The 19,971-nt window shown below is 36.2% G+C and carries 7 protein-coding genes; 4 read left to right on the top strand and 3 right to left on the bottom strand.

Translation table 11 applies throughout. The features are described from left to right. Positions 1-298: 298 nt before the first annotated feature. Positions 299-5,215 (bottom strand): T9SS sorting signal type C domain-containing protein, encoded by a 4,917-nt coding sequence (locus tag OLM54_RS15535; protein WP_264535485.1) that lies wholly within the window; start codon positions 5,213-5,215, stop codon positions 299-301. A gap of 290 nt (positions 5,216-5,505) precedes the next feature. Here OLM54_RS15535 and OLM54_RS15530 point away from each other — a divergent pair, with 290 nt between their 5' ends. From OLM54_RS15530 to OLM54_RS15515, 4 genes are all read left to right on the top strand, one after another. After that, positions 5,506-5,976: a regulatory protein RecX gene (locus tag OLM54_RS15530; protein WP_264535484.1), complete on the top strand. Its 471-nt coding sequence runs from the start codon at positions 5,506-5,508 to the stop codon at positions 5,974-5,976. Between the two features lie 383 nt (positions 5,977-6,359). Further along, complete coding sequence (locus OLM54_RS15525) at positions 6,360-10,568, top strand: Ig-like domain-containing protein (protein ID WP_264535483.1); 4,209 nt, start codon at positions 6,360-6,362, stop codon at positions 10,566-10,568. Between the two features lie 133 nt (positions 10,569-10,701). After that, positions 10,702-13,782 carry a T9SS sorting signal type C domain-containing protein gene (locus OLM54_RS15520; protein ID WP_264535482.1) on the top strand — a complete coding sequence of 1,027 codons (3,081 nt, stop codon included), beginning with the start codon at positions 10,702-10,704 and terminating at the stop codon, positions 13,780-13,782. Positions 13,783-13,955: 173 nt separating this feature from the next. Continuing rightward, complete coding sequence (locus tag OLM54_RS15515; protein ID WP_264535481.1) at positions 13,956-17,804, top strand: calcium-binding protein; 3,849 nt, start codon at positions 13,956-13,958, stop codon at positions 17,802-17,804. Between the two features lie 71 nt (positions 17,805-17,875). On the opposite strand, the gene OLM54_RS15510 is transcribed toward OLM54_RS15515, so the two are convergent. Both OLM54_RS15510 and bioB read right to left on the bottom strand, forming a co-directional pair. Beyond that, on the bottom strand, positions 17,876-18,742 hold the full coding sequence (locus OLM54_RS15510; RefSeq protein WP_264535480.1) for a cupin-like domain-containing protein: 867 nt from the start codon (positions 18,740-18,742) through the stop codon (positions 17,876-17,878). Between the two features lie 82 nt (positions 18,743-18,824). Beyond that, positions 18,825-19,913 carry a biotin synthase BioB gene (bioB, locus tag OLM54_RS15505; protein WP_264535479.1) on the bottom strand — a complete coding sequence of 363 codons (1,089 nt, stop codon included), beginning with the start codon at positions 19,911-19,913 and terminating at the stop codon, positions 18,825-18,827. Positions 19,914-19,971 lie beyond the last annotated feature (58 nt).

Below are 19,971 nucleotides of genomic sequence, written 5' to 3'. Positions count from 1 at the left end.
TCAACTTTCAAAAAAAGTTAACTATTTAAATATCAGAACTTTTTAAAATAAAGTATTCCTTTTAAGATTATTCTATTCCAAATAAACCATAAAAAAGAGTTTCTTACAAGTGTTTTATTTTAAAAATTAACTTTTTCGACCAATAACATCATTTACCGACTAAATGCATTTTTTTATGTTAACTAAAATCACATTGCTTTAAAAACCCTACTTTTTATACCTACAATTTTTTATTATATCAACAAAAAAAAGCCCACTTGCATTTAAACAAGTGGGCTTTTAGCAGTAATATTGCTTTCTAGTAGACTATTTTGTATGTTTTTATTAAATTGGTTTCTAAAATTACCTTGATTAATAAAACCTGATCACTTGCCTTTAAATTGTCAATTTTAACAATTGTATCTGATAATTTCGTCTTTTTATAAATCATTTTACCTGAAAGATCATAAACGTAAATAGTGTCTATTTTTTCTGTATCAGATGTAACCGTAATTATCTTGTTTTGAACAGCAACCATTACATTTTTATTACTTGTTTCAAATTCTCCCGTTGCTAATGTTTTGTTTGTAAATCGTAATACAAAACGATCTGTAAAAGTTCCGGTTGATGTTGAAAAAGTATAATTACCCGACTGTAAATCATGAATTGTGTTCGTTTCTTTATCTTCTAAATAAATGGCATGACTGCTTAAATCACCATCTGCATGATCTATCGAAATTGTAAAATCACCCATAATTGTACTTCTATAACCTAGCGGGACTATATCCTCATCATTAAACGGAAATGCCCGACCCTGAATTACATATTTTTTATCATTGTCAATACTGTAAAAGTCCAGATATGGATTACCATCGAATGTTTCGCCATCATATCTGGTTTCATACTCATTAGTGGCTCCTTCAACATAACCAAGCAGCATTTGTTTGAAAGCTCCGCCGTCATTTGTCATATTAAGCCATATGCGGTGTCTTTCTACTAGTGCATCTGATGTATTTGTTGATTTAAAAAACTGCGTATTGTCTATTCCTCCAAATCGCATTGCGTTGGTAAAGCTTACTGTTCCCGCATTAATAGCTGTTGCGAAAAAAGATTGTCCGGCAGCAATTTTTCCACTTGGAGGATTGTTGTTGTTTCCCGGAACGCTTCCGCTAATGGCAGATGTACCTACACTACCAGTCCTGTTATAACTGGCATAATCATCTGAATTATACTGATAAGCACCAACTAAAACCACAGGAGTATTATGTGTCCAGAAATATAGTGTTCCATCTAAAAAAAGATTAGCATCTAAAAAAAGATTTGAGTCAAGTGCCGAAGGATAAGGATTTCCGATTAGATAATATTTACCGGCTACGACAGTTTCTCCAAAAAGATCACCATTGTTTGGTTTGCCAATAAAAGAAGCCGGATAAGGTACTTTTGTCGTATTTGAATAATTTTGAGGACCGCGAATAATATATCCTTTACCCACAACCATATTGCTGTTGCGATTGATATTTACCCAGCTATCACCATTAAAGCCAAAATATTTATCTGATAATGTCAAGGATGAAACATCGATAAGTCTTTGAGGACTTACGGGTGTAGACCAATAAATAAAATCGGCTTGACGAATTGGCGTACTGGTTCGTTTATAAGTAATATCACCCGTATTAACAGCATTTGTAATTTGCAGTAAACTTGAGTTATTTTCAAAAACTAAACTGCCACCATTATTTGTCAGCGAATTGGTTAGCGTTAAAGTGTCAAAAGATTGAATTGTGATATTTACGCCCGGATTTACAGTACAGCTACAAGCTCTAATATTTCCAGAGCCTCCGCCTGCGGTAACAAAGTTTCCTGCAAAAACTATATTCTGATCTTGTGTTGGCGTTCCGTTAGACCATGAAGTTGTATAGGTATTTGTAATCAATCCCGGCACTACCGCATCTGTAGAAATTAATGAAGTACAAGTTCCATTGCTAACCATAAAAGTGTATGTATTAGCAGAAAGCCCTGAAATGGTAACCGCTGTTCCTGAATATGGCTCTGTTATAGCGCCCGGATATAAGGTTAATGTTCCTCCAACCGGTAATCCGCTTAAAGCAATGCTTCCAGTAGGAATCATACATGTGGGCGGCGTTATTGTTCCAATAACTGGCGCCGAAGGTGACGCATTTATCAAAACATTAAAGTTAACACCTGTTGAAGTACAAGAATTACCATTTTTTACAGTCAATGTTCCGGTGTAAGTTCCCGCCGCAGTTCCCGCCGGTATAGCAATAGTAAGTGGACTTGCTGATAATGTAGCGTCCGTTACGGTTACAAAAGTATTCGTTGGAGAAGCATTCCAGACAATACTGTATGTTGTTGGAGAATTTGTGGTTGCGGTATAAGTCAAAGTTGTATTTTGAGCGCCCGCACTTGAACAGACTGGCGTAACAGTGCCAAGCGTAATTGTTGGCAACGGATTTACAACCACATTAAAATTCACTCCCGGACTTGAAGTACAGGAATTTCCATTTGCTACGGTTATTGTTCCGGTGTAAGTTCCCGCCACAGTTCCCGCAGGAACAGCAATCGTAATTGGACTTGCGTTTAAAGTCGCATTGGTAATTGCTGCAAAAGTATTCGTGGGAGAAGCATTCCAAACAATACTATAAGTTGTCGGGGTTTGTGTGGTCGCACTATAAGTCAAAGTTGTATTTTGAGCAATGCCCGTTGCGCATACAGGCGCAACTGTTCCAAGGGTAATTGTTGGCAGCGGATTTACAACCACATTAAAATTCACTCCCGGGCTTGAAGTACAAGAATTACCATTTGCTACGGTTATTGTTCCGGTGTAAGTTCCGGCTGCAGTTCCCGCTGGTACAGCAATTGTTATCGGACTTGCGTTTAAAGTCGCATTAGTAACCGCTGCGAAAGTATTTGTGGGAGAAGCGTTCCAAACAATGCTGTATGTTGTTGGTGAATTTGTGGTTGCGCTATAAGCCAACGTTGTATTTTGAGCAATGCCCGTTGCACATACAGGTGCAACCGTTCCAAGGGTAATTGTTGGCAACGGATTTACAACCACATTAAAATTCACTCCCGGACTTGAAGTACACGTATTTGCATTTCTTACGGTTATTGTCCCGGTATAAGTTCCGGCTGCAGTTCCCGCAGGTACAGCAATTGTAATTGGACTTGCGTTTAAAGTCGCATTAGTAACTGCGGCAAAAGTATTCGTGGGAGAAGCATTCCAAACAATACTGTATGTTGTTGGTGAATTTGTGGTTGCACTATAAGTCAAATTTGTGCTTTGAGCAATGCCCGTTGCACATACAGGCGTCACTGTGCCAAGCGTAATTGTTGGCAACGGATTTACAACCACATTAAAATTCACTCCCGGACTTGAAGTACAAGAATTACCATTTGCTACCGTTATTGTTCCGGTGTAAGTTCCCGCCGCGGTTCCTCCAGGTACAGCAATCGTAATTGGGCTTGCGTTTAAAGTCGCATTGGTAACTGCTACAAAAGTATTCGTGGGAGAAGCATTCCAAACAATGCTATAAGTTGTCGGGGTTTGTGTGGTCGCACTATAAGTCAAAGTTGTATTTTGAGCAATGCCCGTTGCACATACAGGTGTCACGGTGCCAAGGGTAATTGTTGGCAGCGGATTTACAACCACATTAAAATTCACTCCCGGACTGGAAGTACACGTATTTGCATTTCTTACGGTTATTGTCCCGGTATAAGTTCCGGCTGCAGTTCCCGCAGGTACAGCAATTGTAATTGGACTTGCGTTTAAAGTTTGATTGGTAACCGCTGCAAAAGTATTCGTAGGCGAAGCATTCCAAACAATACTGTATGTTGTTGGTGAATTTGTGGTTGCACTATAAGTCAAATTTGTGCTTTGAGCAATGCCCGTTGCACATACAGGCGTCACGGTGCCAAGCGTAATTGTTGGCAATGGATTTACAATTACTGTAGTGAAATTTGAATTTGCAGAAACGCATGTACCACTTTGAACAACTGCTCTAAATTGCGTTGTTTGAGTAAGTGCTCCCGAAGTGTATGTTGTTGCTGTATTTGTGATATCTGTCCATGTTGAAAATGGACTTACTGAATATTGCCATTTTACTACAGTTCCGGTATGTACTCCTAAAGTTAATAAAGCACTTGTAAAACCGCTACAAATTGTTGTACCGCCTGTTACAGATCCTCCATCAGAAATAGGAGCTACTGTTACACTTGCAACATTATTTGTCGATATAGAAGATACACAAACGCCAGATTTTAATGAAGTAATTGTTATAGAACTATTCCCTACAGTTGTTAATCCTGAAACGTCAAAAGTTCCTGTGCCTGCTGTTGTAACCGTCATTGGTGCAGTTAAAGCTGTTCCGGTTGGATTAGTACGATTGTAAGTTACTGTATAAACACCAACAGGCAATGACGTAGCCGATGATGTCAACGTTATAGTTGAAGTACCTGATGTAACACAAGCAACTGTTGCAGAATTTCCCGTGATACTATAAGTAGGACATGTATAAGTAACAATTACCTGACCATGAGCTCCTGCACCTCCAGGCTGAGTAGTTGTTACATTACCATTCATAGCGCCACTTCCACCACCTCCTGCTGGATTTCCCGCATTTCCCGGACTGGTAACGCCACCAATTATGCTTGTAATAGAAGCACCACCTGTTCCGCCACCCCCTGCAGTATTTGCTGCGTTTCCTCCTGCGCCGGATGTAAACAGAGCGCTCAATAATACAGTGGCTCCGTTTCCGCCGTTTGATCCTGATGTTTTAGTAGTTCCAAATGAGGCGGAGGCTTGTCCGCCGAGACCGCCTACAGGTGTTCCTGTCCCTGGGTTTGCTGCACCACCAAAACCTCCGGCTGCAGCGACTATATTTTCAAAACCTAAGATTGTAGAAGCTGCACCATTTCCTCCGTTTGAGGTTGAGCCCGCTACTGTTCCTCCAACAACTGCGTTTATTGTTGCGCCGGGTACTACAGTAATATTACCTGCAGCATATGCACCACCCCCTCCACCAGCACCAGAACTTCCTGTCAAAAGTCCTGGCTGAGCAGCCGCACCTCCGGCACCTCCGGCACCCCATGCCTGAATTGCCATGCTAGTAATTCCTGCAGGAACGATTAATGAACCATTAGATGTAAATGTGTGCGGTGGTTGAGCCCATAAAGAAATAGAAATAATAGATAGTAATAAAGATAGTTTTAGCCTCATAATAGTGGTATTTAAGAGTATAACAATAATTTACTTGCACTATCTTTAAGGAAAAAAAGCATCGATTTAAGGAATAAATAACGATGTATCTTTTTTCTTAAAAATGTACTATCTCTAAGTTACTGAAATAAAGCTATTTGCGTAAATAAAAGTAAACTTTACTTACAAAAATTATGTAATTAGAAATTTTCTATCTTTGTTTTCTTAAAAAATTACCTTTTTAGTTGTAAATTCTTATTTTTCATAAACAATCAATAATATTTTCTTATTATATTTTTCCCCGTAAACCCATGACAATCAAAGAAGCAATACAAAAATTAGAACACTTTTGTGCCTATCAGGAGCGTTGTCACGCCGAAGTAACTTCGAAGCTGTATGATTTTAAAATGACTTCTGATGAAATGGACGCGGTTATTGTGCATTTGATTGAGCAGAATTTTTTAAATGAAACCCGATTTGCTTGCAGTTTTGCCAGAGGAAAACATCGGATTAAACATTGGGGTAAAATCAGAATTACAAATGAGTTGAAATCCAGACAAATTTCAGCAACAAATATTAAGCTGGCATTAAAAGAAATTTCTGCCGAAGAATATCAAAATACTTTTGATCAACTTTCTGAAAGATGCTGGGAAAGTATACACGAAAAAAACAGCTTAAAAAAGAGAAAGAAATTTTGTGATTATTTGTTACGAAGAGGATATGAAAGTAATTTGGTTTATGATAAAATGAAAGAATTGGAACAAAATCCGGATCAATTTTAACTTAAAAAAAGTTGTGCGTAAAATCGCTTTCACGCTGTATCTAAAAATCAAAAAAAACCTATAATTTCCATAATTCTGCTAAATGTCAGAAAATCATTATTTTGCAGATAATTCACCATATCAGACGTTTTTTTGATAATTAGCCCAAAAAAAATATGAAATTTAGTCATATATTAGCGATTTTTCTTATTTTTAACTTTAACGTTTTATAAGAAATAACACAAAATGTCAATTTTTTTGATGTATTTCATCGACTATTTTAACATTTCATCGATTATATAGCTCTTCTGAAAACCCCATATAATACTAACACGTAGATGTATCTATCTTTGCTCGGTCAATTTTATTATGCCAGCATAACAACCTGATAGAAAACATTTAACATGAAAAAAACTTTACTTTTATTTTTACTTTTACCCTTTTTTGGTTTTAGTCAAATTGACCTGTTAAAATGGGATGCAGCATCAAGCAGTAACAGATCAACTCCAACAAATATTGTCAGCACAGTTGCTGGTCAAAATATAACATCAAATGGCGCAAGTTTAGCCTATGTTTATAATAACGATGATAACGTATTTTTTCAATCAGGAAGCTGGCCAACTCCAGCCGATAATGGAGGTGAGTATAATCCGGCAAAATATGTTCAGTTTGCAATAAAACCCAATACAGGCTATAAAACCGATCTAAGTACATTTACTTTTGAATGCAGATCGGGATCTGGAAAGTTTAGAGTTAAGTATTCTAAAGACGCTACTTTTGCAACCGGAGTTAAAGATTTAATTACACCAACTGCTTCTCCAAGTTCATGGACAACGTATAGCCCAAGTTTTTCATCAGAAATAAATCCAGTTCTGGATAACGAAACCGTTTATATCAGATTTTATTCTTATAGCACCAATAATACGTTTGAAATAAAAACAGGTACTAAATCTACCAATGTTGTGCCTCTTTTAAGGGGAACAGTTACCAATTTTGATTCCACAAAAATTTTAGCCGTAAATGATTATGTCGATACTAAGAAAGAATTAGGTGTCAACATTAATCTTTTAAATAACGACGTAAAAAAAGCAAATGTAACATCACTTGTAATTTCTACGCCGCCTACAGCAGCAATGGGATCTGCAATTATTAACCCTGATAAAACAATAACTTTTAATCCGGCAGTTGGTTTTACCGGTGCTGCAACATTTAGCTATACAATATCAAATGCAACAGAAACATCAACGGCAACGGTAAAAGTAACTGTTTCAGACAATACAGATGATACTTTGTCTCTTTGGAACGGAGCTTCAAATAGTTATAATCCCGTTACAAATGCTTATGTTAACTCTAATGCGCCAGTAACAACAGTTGGAGCTTCATTAAGTTATCAATATCAAAATACGACTACAGCTTTTTTTCAAACAGGAAGCTGGCCAACTCCACAACAAAACGGTGGAAGTTTAGATCTTAATAAATACATTCAATTTAAAATAAGTCCTGACTCCAATCATCAATTAAATCTTAAACAATTTAATTTTACCTACAGAGGAGCAGGAAGTCAAAAATTTCAGGTTAGATATTCTAAAGACGTAAATTTTGTAACAGGAGTTAAGGTTTTGATTGCTGAAACAACAAGTGCTACATCATGGACTACTTTGACAAATACTTTAGCTTCAGATATTAATCCGGTTCTTTCTAATGAAACGGTGTATATACGATTCTATGTTTATAACACTAATAACACTTTCGAAATAAAAAACGGAAATGGTAATAGTGAAGGACCTGCTATAACAGGAACTGTAAAAGACGTTAATACGTTAACGGCTAATGATGATGCTATTTCAACGCCAAGTAACGTAGCTGTTGTAATTCCAATTTTGACAAATGATGTGATTGGAGGTTCTGCCTTACAAGCTATTACTGTAACACAGCCTTCAAACGGAACTGTAACGGTAAACGGCACAACAAATATCACTTTTACGCCTGCAAGTAATTTTACAGGGGCAGCATCATTTACGTACACACTTCGTAATGCAAATTCAAATTACTCCTCTGCAACTGTAAATGTAAATGGAACCGCGCCTATTTGTGCGGCTACACCAACTGCGGGAATTAATTACTGGAAAGGTTTTGTTTATACGTATACAGGAAATACTCCTGCGGCAACAACTTACGTAGGATCAATTGCCGAAAAAGCAATTTTTGACCGAAATATTGATCAGGGTACCATTACAGGAGACACAACGGTAGAAGCAAATAATTTTTGTGGAACTGCACCAAGTGATAAATTTCTTGTTCGCTATTTAATGCAAACTACTGTAGCAACAACTGAAACTTACAATTTTACTATTGGAAGTGACGATGGTATTCGATTATATATTGATGGAGTTTTGGTTACTACAACACCAACAAATTCATGGAGTGATCATAGTTATTTTACTTATGCGGCTCAATACAGCTTAACTGCCGGAACTCATAATTTTATTTTAGAATATTATGAAAATGCAGGAGGTTCAAGATTATCGTTTTCATACGGAGCAATAAAAGGAGATACTACATTTCCTTACGGAGATAATAAATGGAATGTTTACGGTTTTTCATTAGCAGATCTTTCACTTCCGCCTGCAAGCTACGCCGGATATTATGTAGACACAAACCCAAACATTAACACACAGGCATTTTGGAATAAAACTAAATCGCCTTCATATTATGCAGGTTGGCAAGGAGCTCCAATAGGCGTAGATCAATATACTATTACTTATAAACGTCAGGGTTTTCCTTGTGGACGTTATCAAATACAATTGGTAAACTGTGATGATGTTGCTGAAATTTATATTGATGGCACAAAAATATTTACCCAAAATGGTTACACTAATGCAACTTCGTTAATAAATGGAGGTCAGACTTATCCATTAAATAAAAACTCTAAAGTCGAAGTACGCCTTAGAGAAGATGGAGGAGATGCCAACGTTGCATTTAATTTTATCGATGCACCTTTTGTTTATGACGGATCTACCAATACAATTCCAACTGGTTCATCTATTACAGTTAATAATGACTTAACCTTAACAGGTAATTTAGAAGTTTGTTCATGTACAATTGCTGCTAATAAAACATTTACAATACCGGCAGATATGACATTAACAGTTAATGAAAGTATTGTTGTAAACACAAATGGTAAACTTGTTGTAAAAAACAACGGATCATTAATAGAAACAAATAATAATGCAACATATACCGGAGCTGCTGATTCGTTTCAAATAGAACGTATCTCGACTGCTATGAAAAACTTTGATTATACATATTGGTCATCACCGGTAGTTGGACAAAAGCTAAAAACATTATCTCCAAACACATTGAGTGATAAATACATGTCATTTAGCGGAGTGAATTGGGTTGTTGAAAACAGCAATAATACAATGAAAACCGGAAAAGGATATATTATTCGTGTACCGAAACCAAATAGTACCTATTCTAACGGAAAAGATTACTGGACAGGAACAACTTATGAGCAGCCGGTAAACTTCATTGGAGTACCAAACAACGGAATTATTACAGGTGAAGCGCTTACTGCCAATACTTATCAATTAATTGGTAATCCATATCCATCAGCATTAGATGCCAATGCCTTTTTATCAAATGTTAATAATTCATTTTTAGAAGGTACTATATATTTCTGGACACATAATACAGTTTACACAAACAACAAATATACTTCAGATGATTACGCTTCTTATAACAGATTAGGCGGATTGGCAACTTCAAAAGCAGAAAGTGCAAAAAACGGAGGAGCTAACACAAATACACCAGCAGGAAAAATTGCTGCCGGACAATCCTTCTTTGCTGTTACAAAAGCTGCCGGAAGCGCTTACTTTAATAATAGCATGCGTATTATAGGAAACTCTCAGTTTTTTAAAACAACTGCTACAGAAAAACACCGTGTATGGCTTAATTTAACGAATGACGAAGGTGCGTTTAAACAGACTTTAGTAGGATATATTGATGGAGCAACAAATGGTTATGACAGTGCTTTTGATGGAGTAAGCTTTAATCAAAATGCTTATATTAATTTCTATAGCATCAATGACGGTACAACTACACTGGCAATTCAGGGGCGTGCGCTTCCATTAGATGATAGCGATATTGTTCCGTTAGGATATTCATCTACAATAAAAGGAGATTTTACAATTGCAATTGATAATGCCGATGGAGATTTAGCAAGCAAAAGTATTTTCCTTGAAGATAAAACATTGGGAACAATGACTGATTTATCTAAAACCGATTATAAATTCACGACAGCCGCTGGTACTTTTAATGAGCGTTTTGCATTACGTTATACAAATAAAACACTTGGTACAGGAGATTTTGAAAATAAAGAAGAAGCTGTTTTAGTGGGTGTTCAAAATAAAACGATAACAATAAACTCAACCAAAGAAAATATAGATACCGTTTACATCTATGATATTTCAGGCAAATTATTATATACGAAGAAAAAAGTTGGAGATACACAAGTAACAATTACTAATCTCGGTATAAGTCAACAAGTCATTTTTGTAAAGATAATTTTAGATAATGACCATGTCGAAACAGTAAAATCAATGTTTAGATAATGTATAAAATTTAGTATTAAATCCGACAGCGAAAGTTGCCGGATTTTTTCGGATAATAACCAATGTAATAAAATATTTAAAAACAGTACTAATTAAACCAATAGCCTGCCAACCTGTAACAAACCACAATTGTATGTCCCAAAAAATACGTTTAACCACCCGTTCTTTATTTTTAAAAAATTTAGGAATACTTTTTTTCCTGATTTCTTTTAAAATGTTCAGCCAAAGTACCATTATTCCAATTACAAGAATCCACACAGACTGGAATGGATATTGGACATCAAATGCCGTAACTGGTGTTGGAAACCGACCTGACAGAGAAAACAATTTATTAGCATTTTCATGGAATGGAGCAACTTATTCTACCGGTGTTAATGATAATGCGCTAACTACTCATGGAGTAACTTTTAACGCTCAAAAATTTAGAGCATTAAAAATTCAAACCTTAGGATTAGATACAAGCATGTATTACTTGCAGGGTTCAATGATAGACGAATCAGCTTCTACAGCATCTTTACGTCCTCCGTTAACAGGAACAACTTCTACAGGCGCTGAGCTTGCTTCCAGACTTACTGATGGAACCAATGGTTTGAGTATTGGAACAGGTATAGCAAATATAAAAGCAGGTGTAGCCGAATTTAAAATTGGAACCAATAACATAAATATTGCGGGTTTAAATGATAATATTCCAGACATAATTGTAACTCAGGTGGCAGATCCGGGAAACCAATACGACACTTTCAAATTTGTAGATGCGTCGGGAAACACGGTAGGAAGTATTTTATCAATAAAATTTGACGCTGTTGCAGCAATAGGTACTTATAGCCTTGATTTATTTAGAGCAGATAATGGTACTGTCGGTTTTACACCTGCATCAACCAGAGATATTCGAATGTTAGGAATTGAAGCAAGCGCATTTGGCATTAACGCCAGTAATGCTGCCCAAGTAGATCGTTTTGTAGTTACTTTTTCGGGTAGTTCAGATTGTGCTTTTATTGCTTTTAATGCTAACTCATTAAAAATTGCAGAACTAAGTCTTGTTAAAAAAGCTTCAATGGCATCTTGTGGAAAATTAGGCGATAAAATCAATTATACTTTTGAAGTTACCAACACCAGAGACGTGCCAATAACTGATATTCAGGTTACAGATCCGTTAGTACCAACTATTACCGGAAACCCGATTGCTTATTTAGCACCCGGAGACAAAGCAACATTAACCGGAACTTATACAATTACAGCTGCAGATGTAGCTGCCGGACGAGTTGTTAATTCAGCAAAAGTTACCGGAAAAGATCCTTCATTAAATATAGTGGAAGATATTTCGGGACAAACAAACAATGATAATATTGCAACTACAACTGTTTTATTAACACCTCCAACTGTTGGAACTCCAACTCCAGTAACTTGTAGTACTTTAGGAAGCGTAACCTTAACGGATCTTCCTTCAGGAGCATGGACACTAGAAAGAAGTCCCGGTTTAATTACAACTACAGGTTCAGGAACAAGTTATACCGTTACCGGATTAGCTGTAGGAACATATACATTTAGAGTAACAAATAGTGCAGGCTGTAAATCGCCATCTTCGGCAAACGTTGTCATCACCGACCAATCCTCAACAACCTGGAATGGTTCAGTTTGGTCAAATGGTATACCTGATACCACAAAGGCAGCTATTATTGCGGGGCCTTTTACCGTATCGGCAGATTTAAATGCCTGTTCACTTACCATTAATCCGGGAATAGCCATAACAGTACCTTCAAACCGTACGTTAAATATCGTAAACGGACTTACCGTTACACCAACGGCATCATTAACATTTGACAACCACTCAAGTCTGGTTCAGGTAAACAACAACGGTGTCAATTCAGGAAAGATAACCTATAACCGTATCACTGCGCAGATACGCCGCGCCGATTTCACCTACTGGTCAACACCGGTAAGCCCACAAAAACTTATTGATGTTTCCCCATTAACCTTGTCAGATAAATATTTTGGCTTTAATGGCGATAACTGGGTATCAACCAACAGAAACAACAATATGGTGGTTGGAAAAGGATATATCATTCGTGGTCCGCAAACCTATTCAACAACAGTAAAAGCAGATTATACGGCTCCCTTTATTGGTGTGCCAAACAACGGTATCATAACAGGAGAGACCATGACGGCAGGCAAATACTATTTGGTAGGAAATCCATATCCGTCAGCTTTGAATGCCAAGAAATTTTTAGATGACAACCTGTTTTTAGACGGAACGCTTTATTTCTGGACCCATAATACACCTGTGGTTTTATCAGGAGCTTATCAATACAGCTCAACCGATTATGCGAGTTATAATTTAACCGGAGGTGTGGCTACAAGTGAATCTGCCCTTAGCGGAAGCATTCCGGGAAACAACAACGCCAAACCATCAGGAAACGTAGGTGCGGGACAATCCTTTTTTATAAGTGCAACAACTGCCGGAACCGTTACCTTTAACAACGGTATGAGACTTGGGGCAGCCAATAACAGCCAGTTTTTTAAATCAGCACAAAGCGATGAAAAACACCGCGTGTGGTTAAACATGACCAATGCAGGAGGTGCTTTCAAGCAAATGCTGGTAGGGTATGTGGCAGGCGCAACCAACGAATACGAGAAAAGATACGACGGGGTAAGTTTTGATGCCAATCCATACCTTGATTTCTATAGCGTTGCCAATGGCAATAACTACGTAATTCAGGCGCGTGCATTGCCTTTTGAAGATACTGATTTGGTTCCTCTTGGATACCGCACTACCATTGCTGGAGATTTCACCATTTCGATTGATGAAGCAGACGGTGATTTAACGAGTCAGAACATTTATATAGAAGACAAAAAAACCAACACCATTTATAATCTAAAAACAGGTAAGTACACCTTTACAACCGAAGCGGGAACTTTTGCCGATCGTCTTGTATTGCGTTATACCAACAAAACACTTGGAACAGGAGATTTTGAAAATGTAGAAAATGGTCTTCTGGTTTCGGTAAAAGACAAAACAGTCAAAGTAACTTCTTCAAAAGAAAATATTAAGGAAGTAACGATTTTTGATGTAACAGGAAAACTGATTTACAGCAAAAAGAAAGTGGGAACAAGCGAACTTCAAATCCAAAACCTGCAGTCATCAAATCAGGTACTCTTAGTAAAAGTGACTCTTGATAATGACTTTACAACTACTAAAAAGATTATTTTTAATTAGTAGAAAACATAAAATTACTTTTAAAAGACGCACAAATAGTGCGTCTTTTTTGTTTTAAATCACCCTGAAAAATAATCAAAAAATCACGGTAAGTGGGTATTGCAGGATTCTAAAACGAATTATAAATTTAGTCCGATTCTTACAAAACAATCACAACTAGATTTATTCCCATTTTGATAAAAAAAATACTCTTTTCAATAGTTCTGATCTTACTCTTTATAAGTGCCGAACTTTCAGCACAACAAGGCAAAGTTGATACAACATTCAATACACTCGACGACGGATTATTTGGAGACGGCTTTGACAATATAGTTCGAACTTTATCGATTGAATCAGATCAAAATCTGATTGTTGGCGGCGACTATTTAAATCTTAACGGAATAGCTTCTCCTTATTTTACCCGATTAAATCCAGAAGGCGTAATTGATGCAAACTTTCATACAGGAACCGGGTTTAATGGCAAAGTTTATACTTCGCACATTCAAGCCGATGGAAAAATAATTGTTGGAGGAAGTTTTACATCCTATAACGGAAATACGGTTGGCAGACTTATCAGACTAAATCCCGATGGTTCATATAATGCGGCATTTAATACCAGTATTGGAGCAACAACCGGAATTATTTATGATGTTTGCGAACAGGTTGATGGGAAAATTATAATTGTTGGCAGTTTTACAAAATACAATGGCGTTACAGTAAACAGGATTGCACGCATTTTGCCAAATGGAGCACTTGATACCACTTTTAATACAGGAATTGGATCACCTTCAAATATTACAAATGTTGAGGTTTTACCTAACGGAAAAATAGTATTGGCTGGAAATTTTATCAAATTTAATGGCGTTGATTCTCATAAAATAATTCGCTTGCATCCAGACGGAAACATTGATACAAGCTTTAACATTGGAACAGGATTTAACGATGATGTAAATGCGATGTTAGTCCAGTCAAACGGTAAGATTTTGCTGGGAGGAAAGTTTACAAGTTATAATGAAATTCCGGCGAACAGAATTATCCGAATTAATGAAGATGGAACTTTAGATACCGCTTTTTTATCCGGATCAGGATTTAGTGGAGATGCAGTTCAGGTTATAAAAACAGATCTTGCAGGAAATATTATGGTGGCCGGATCTTTCACCGGTTTTTATAATGGAATTGAGGTCAATCGAATATGTTTTTTAAATTCAAACGGAACTATAAAAACTGATTTAGATTTTGGTTCAGGACCAGCATCTGCATCTGTTTTAGCATTAGAAAAAGATACAGAAGGATCTTGGTACATTGGAGGATCATTTTCGGCTTTTGATGGTTTAAATCAAGGTAGGTTAGCAAAGATTAATCCCGAAGGAGAATACGATACAAGTTATTTATCGGCAGGAATTGGTTTCGATAACTCCGTTCTTAAAGTACTTCCATTGGCAAACAAAAAAACAATGGTATTTGGCAGTTTTAAAAAATTTAATAACGAGCCCGCTTCACGAATTGTTCGGCTTTTAGAAGATGGAACTTATGATGACAGTTTTAATCCGGCAAATTCAGGCGCTAATAATTTAATTAAAAGTGCCCTTTTACAAACTGACGGAAAAATTATTCTCGGGGGAAATTTCACAAAATACAATGAAACAAATTGCAATCGCATCATCAGGATTTTAGCTGACGGAGCAGTTGATGCTTCATTTAATATAGGTTCCGGTTTTAATAGTCAGGTTTACGCGATGGCAATTCAAGCAGACGGTAAAATAATTGCAGCAGGAAATTTTACGAATTATAATGGCGCTGCTAATTCACAACTTCGAATTGTGAGATTATTTCCTGACGGAACCCGCGATGCGAGTTTTAATATTGGACGCGGAGCAGATGGTATTATCGAAACCGTTTTGATTCAGCCTGACGGAAAAATTTTAGTTGGCGGCAGATTTAATAGTTTTAACGGAAATCCGATTGCAAGATTGGTTCGGTTGAATACCGACGGAAGTATAGATTCAGGTTTTAATATAGGAACAGGTTTCGATAAATATATTTATGCCATAGCATTACAATCTGACGGAAAAATTATAGCAGGAGGTAATTTTTTAGTTTATAATGGAACTTCACAAAAACGAATCGTTCGGTTAAATACTAACGGAAGTTTAGATACTGCTTTTGATTCCGGCACAGGTTTTAACAAAGGTGATGTTCGAAGTATTTTAGTCCAGCCGGACGATCGTATTTTAGTTGGCGGAACCTTTTCAGGAACGTATAAAAATTTCACTTCTTTACGCTTAATTCGATTGCTAAAAACAGGAGATTATGATACTTCTTTTGATGCTCCTTTAAACAACAAGCTTTTCACGATAGCTTTTACTGCAGATTTTAAATTAATGACAGGCGGCGACTTTAATTCAGTTTCAGGAATATCCAAACACAGAATTGCGCGCCTAAAACTTTGTTTAGATGCAACAATTTGGAATGGTATTTCTTGGTCTAATGGTTTTCCGTCAGGAGGAAAAGAGGTTTATTTTCAGGATAATTACTCAAACTTAACGACTTCAGATATTTGCAGCTGTCATATTGATGAAGGAAAAACGGTGACACTTTTAAGTGGAAATACGTTAAAAATTGAATTCGATTATTCCGGTTCAGGAACTTTGATTTTAGAAGATGGGGCGAGTTTATATCAACAAGACGATGAAATTGTAAATACAGGAACCGTTAAGGTCAAAAGAAAATCGTCGCCAATATTAAAATTTGATTACACCTATTGGTCGTCTCCTGTTCAGAATCAAAAATTAATAGATGTTTCGCCCAATACATTATCAGATAAATTTTTCTCCTATAATGCAATATCAAACAGTTGGAAACAAGAAAGTACATCAAATATAATGGTTTCCGGAAAAGGATATATTATTCGCGGTCCACAGGATTTTTCGGTAACCAATCCCTTAAAATATGAAGCCACATTTAAAGGTATTCCAACAAACGGAAAAGTTACTGTAGCATTTGGAAAACGAAATGGTTTCAATTTAATTGGGAATCCTTATCCTTCAGCCATCAACGCCGATGTTTTTTTGACAAAAAATGCTGCAAATATTTCAGGAACATTATATTTCTGGACACATAATACACCATTTGCAAATAATAAATATGTCTCTGATGATTACGCTGTTTACAATTTACTTGGCGGCGTTGGCACAAAAGCATTATCATCCGGAATTAATGATCAAATTATTCCTGATGGAACTATTGCTTCCGGACAAGCATTTTTTGTGGCAAATAAAAATTCAGAAATTGTCGAATTTGATAATAGTATGCGTATTTCGGGACAAAATGCTGCTTTTTTTAAACCAGTAAAAGCAAATGAAAATTTTACAGGAAAACATCGGATTTGGTTAAACCTTAAAAATAATGAAGGCATTTTTAAGCAGATTTTATTAGGATATATAAATGGAGCAACGAATTTGTATGATGAAAATTATGATGCAGAATCTGTAAACGCAAATCAATATGTTGATTTCTATAGTATAAATGATACTAAAAATTTGGTCATTCAAGGGCGGAGTTTGCCATTTAGCAGCAACGATACAATTCCTTTAGGTTATCGTACCACAATTGCCGGAAATTTCACGATTGCGATAGATCATGTTGATGGAAATTTAAACAATCAATCTGTTTATTTAGAAGATAAAATAACAAATACAATACATGATTTAAAAGCAAGTGATTATTCGTTCACAACTTCAAAAGGAATATTTGCAGAACGATTTGTATTGCGATATACGAATGCATTATTAGAAACAAGAGATTTAGAAGATCTTGAAAAGACTTTTTTCGTATCCGTAAAAAACAAAGTCATTAGATTAGATTCAGTAAAAGAAAATATTCAGGAAGTAATTATTTATGATATTTCCGGAAAAACTATTTACAACAAAAAGAAAGTCGAAACAGCTGTATTAGAAATAAATATGCCAGTAACAAATCAGGTTTTAATCGTAAAAACAATTTTAACGAATGGATATATAGCAACAAATAAGATTATATTTTAAGATAAAAAGAAAGTATAAAGAAGACAAAAAGCCTTTGTAAATCTATAATTCTCCAAAGGCTTTTTGTTTTACTAAGCAGATTTTGCTAAGTTTTCATTGGTGTTTTCAACCGCTTTTTTGTTTTTATAATCGATCCATTTTTGCCCTTTAAACTTTCGCATCATAATATCAAAATAGCGCATAATAAAAACATTATAAGCGGCTTTTGATAAGTTGGTAATATTTTTTGGAAAAGCGCGCAAACTCATAGAAAATCCCGGAGTCAGATATTTCATATAATGCCAATATCCTTCCGGCATATATAAAACTTCACCATGTTTGAGGTTGGTGATATATCCTTCTGCATTTTTAAGAGCCGGCCATTTTTCATAATCGGGATTATCAAAATCAATATCTTCCCTGGAAATTAAAGCATGCGGCACTTTATACATATACTTCGACTGATTGGGTGCAAAAAGCATACATTGTTTTTGACCATGAAAATGAAAATGCAGAATATTAGAATAATCAATATCATAATGCATGAAAACTCTTGAATTTTCACCTCCAAAAAACAGCATCGGCATTTGCTTGACTAACTTTAACCCAATATCCGGCCATAGAAAGTCGTTTTTTAAGGTTGGCACTTCCTTCATTAAATTATAAAGAAATATGCGATAGTTTGTGGGTTTAGATTCTAAAAGATCAATGTAATCGCTCATTTTCATTTTAGTATGCGCTTCATTAAAGCCATCTTCATGATTTACGGGCCTGTCATCGTATAAAGGAACAACGGCATCGCCTGCGATTTCTTTCATATAGGATAATTTCCATTTTGAATAAGCCGGCCATTCTTCGGTCAGTTCTTCAATAACAACGGGAATTTGATTTTTTACGTATAGGGAAATAAAATCCGCTTTTGAGATCTTTTTTACCCTTTCGATTTGTTTTAAATTCATCTCATTTTAAATAAAAAAATTGCTTATAACACTTGTTATAAGCAATTTAAAAATATTTTTTGAGATTTATTAACTCTAAAACTTAAATTTTTGCTTTGATCGAAGCTTCAAGGTTTCTTTCAATTGTATGTCCCGGTCTTGACCATTTTGGTTTTTCACCCAAAGGAGCAAATTGAGAATCTTCTGCTTCAACAGTTTTTGGCTGCGAAACTTTTACGAATGGTTTTTGCGGAATCAATCCTAACATTTCAAACATTTTCATGTCTTCGTGTACATCCGGATTTGGCGTAGTAAGCAATTTATCTCCGGCAAAAATAGAATTTGCACCGGCAAAAAAGCACATTGCCTGACCTTCACGGCTCATATTTGTTCTTCCTGCAGATAAACGAACTTGAGTATCCGGCATAACAATTCTTGTCGTTGCCACCATACGAATCATTTCCCAGATTTCAACCGGTTTTTCTTCTTCCATCGGAGTTCCTTCAACAGCAACCAAAGCATTAATTGGCACAGATTCAGGTTGAGGATTTAAAGTAGAAAGCGCAACAAGCATTCCGGCTCTGTCTTCGATACTTTCTCCCATTCCAATAATTCCACCGCTGCAAACCGTAACATTCGTTTTACGAACATTTTCGATAGTTTGTAAACGATCTTCGAAACCACGTGTAGAAATTACGTCTTTATAATATTCCTCAGAAGTATCTAAATTGTGATTGTAAGCATATAAACCTGCTTCTGCTAAACGCTGCGCCTGATTTTCGGTAATCATACCCAAAGTACAGCAAACCTCCATATCCAGTTTATTAATGGTACGAACCATCTCTAAAACCTGATCAAATTCTTCACCGTCTTTTACATTTCTCCAGGCAGCTCCCATACAAACACGAGAAGATCCGCTTGATTTTGCACGCAAAGCCTGTGCTTTTACCTGACTTACACTCATTAAGTCGTTTCCTTCAACGCCTGTGTTGTAACGTGCAGCTTGTGGGCAATAACCACAATCTTCAGGACAGCCACCGGTTTTAATAGATAGTAATGTCGATACCTGAACTACGTTCGGATCATGTTTTTGTCTGTGAATTGTTGCTGCTTCATACAGCAAATCCATCATTGGTTTATTATATATGGCGATTATCTCGTCTTTTGTCCAGTTGTGTTTTGTAATACTCATTAGGTACATTGTTTTTGAAGCTTCAAAAGTAACGAAATTGTTCTAATCAACCAATGAT

Source organism: Flavobacterium sp. N1736 (assembly GCF_025947065.1).
Classification (GTDB): domain Bacteria; phylum Bacteroidota; class Bacteroidia; order Flavobacteriales; family Flavobacteriaceae; genus Flavobacterium.
This window is presented reverse-complemented; position numbering and strand designations above follow the sequence as displayed.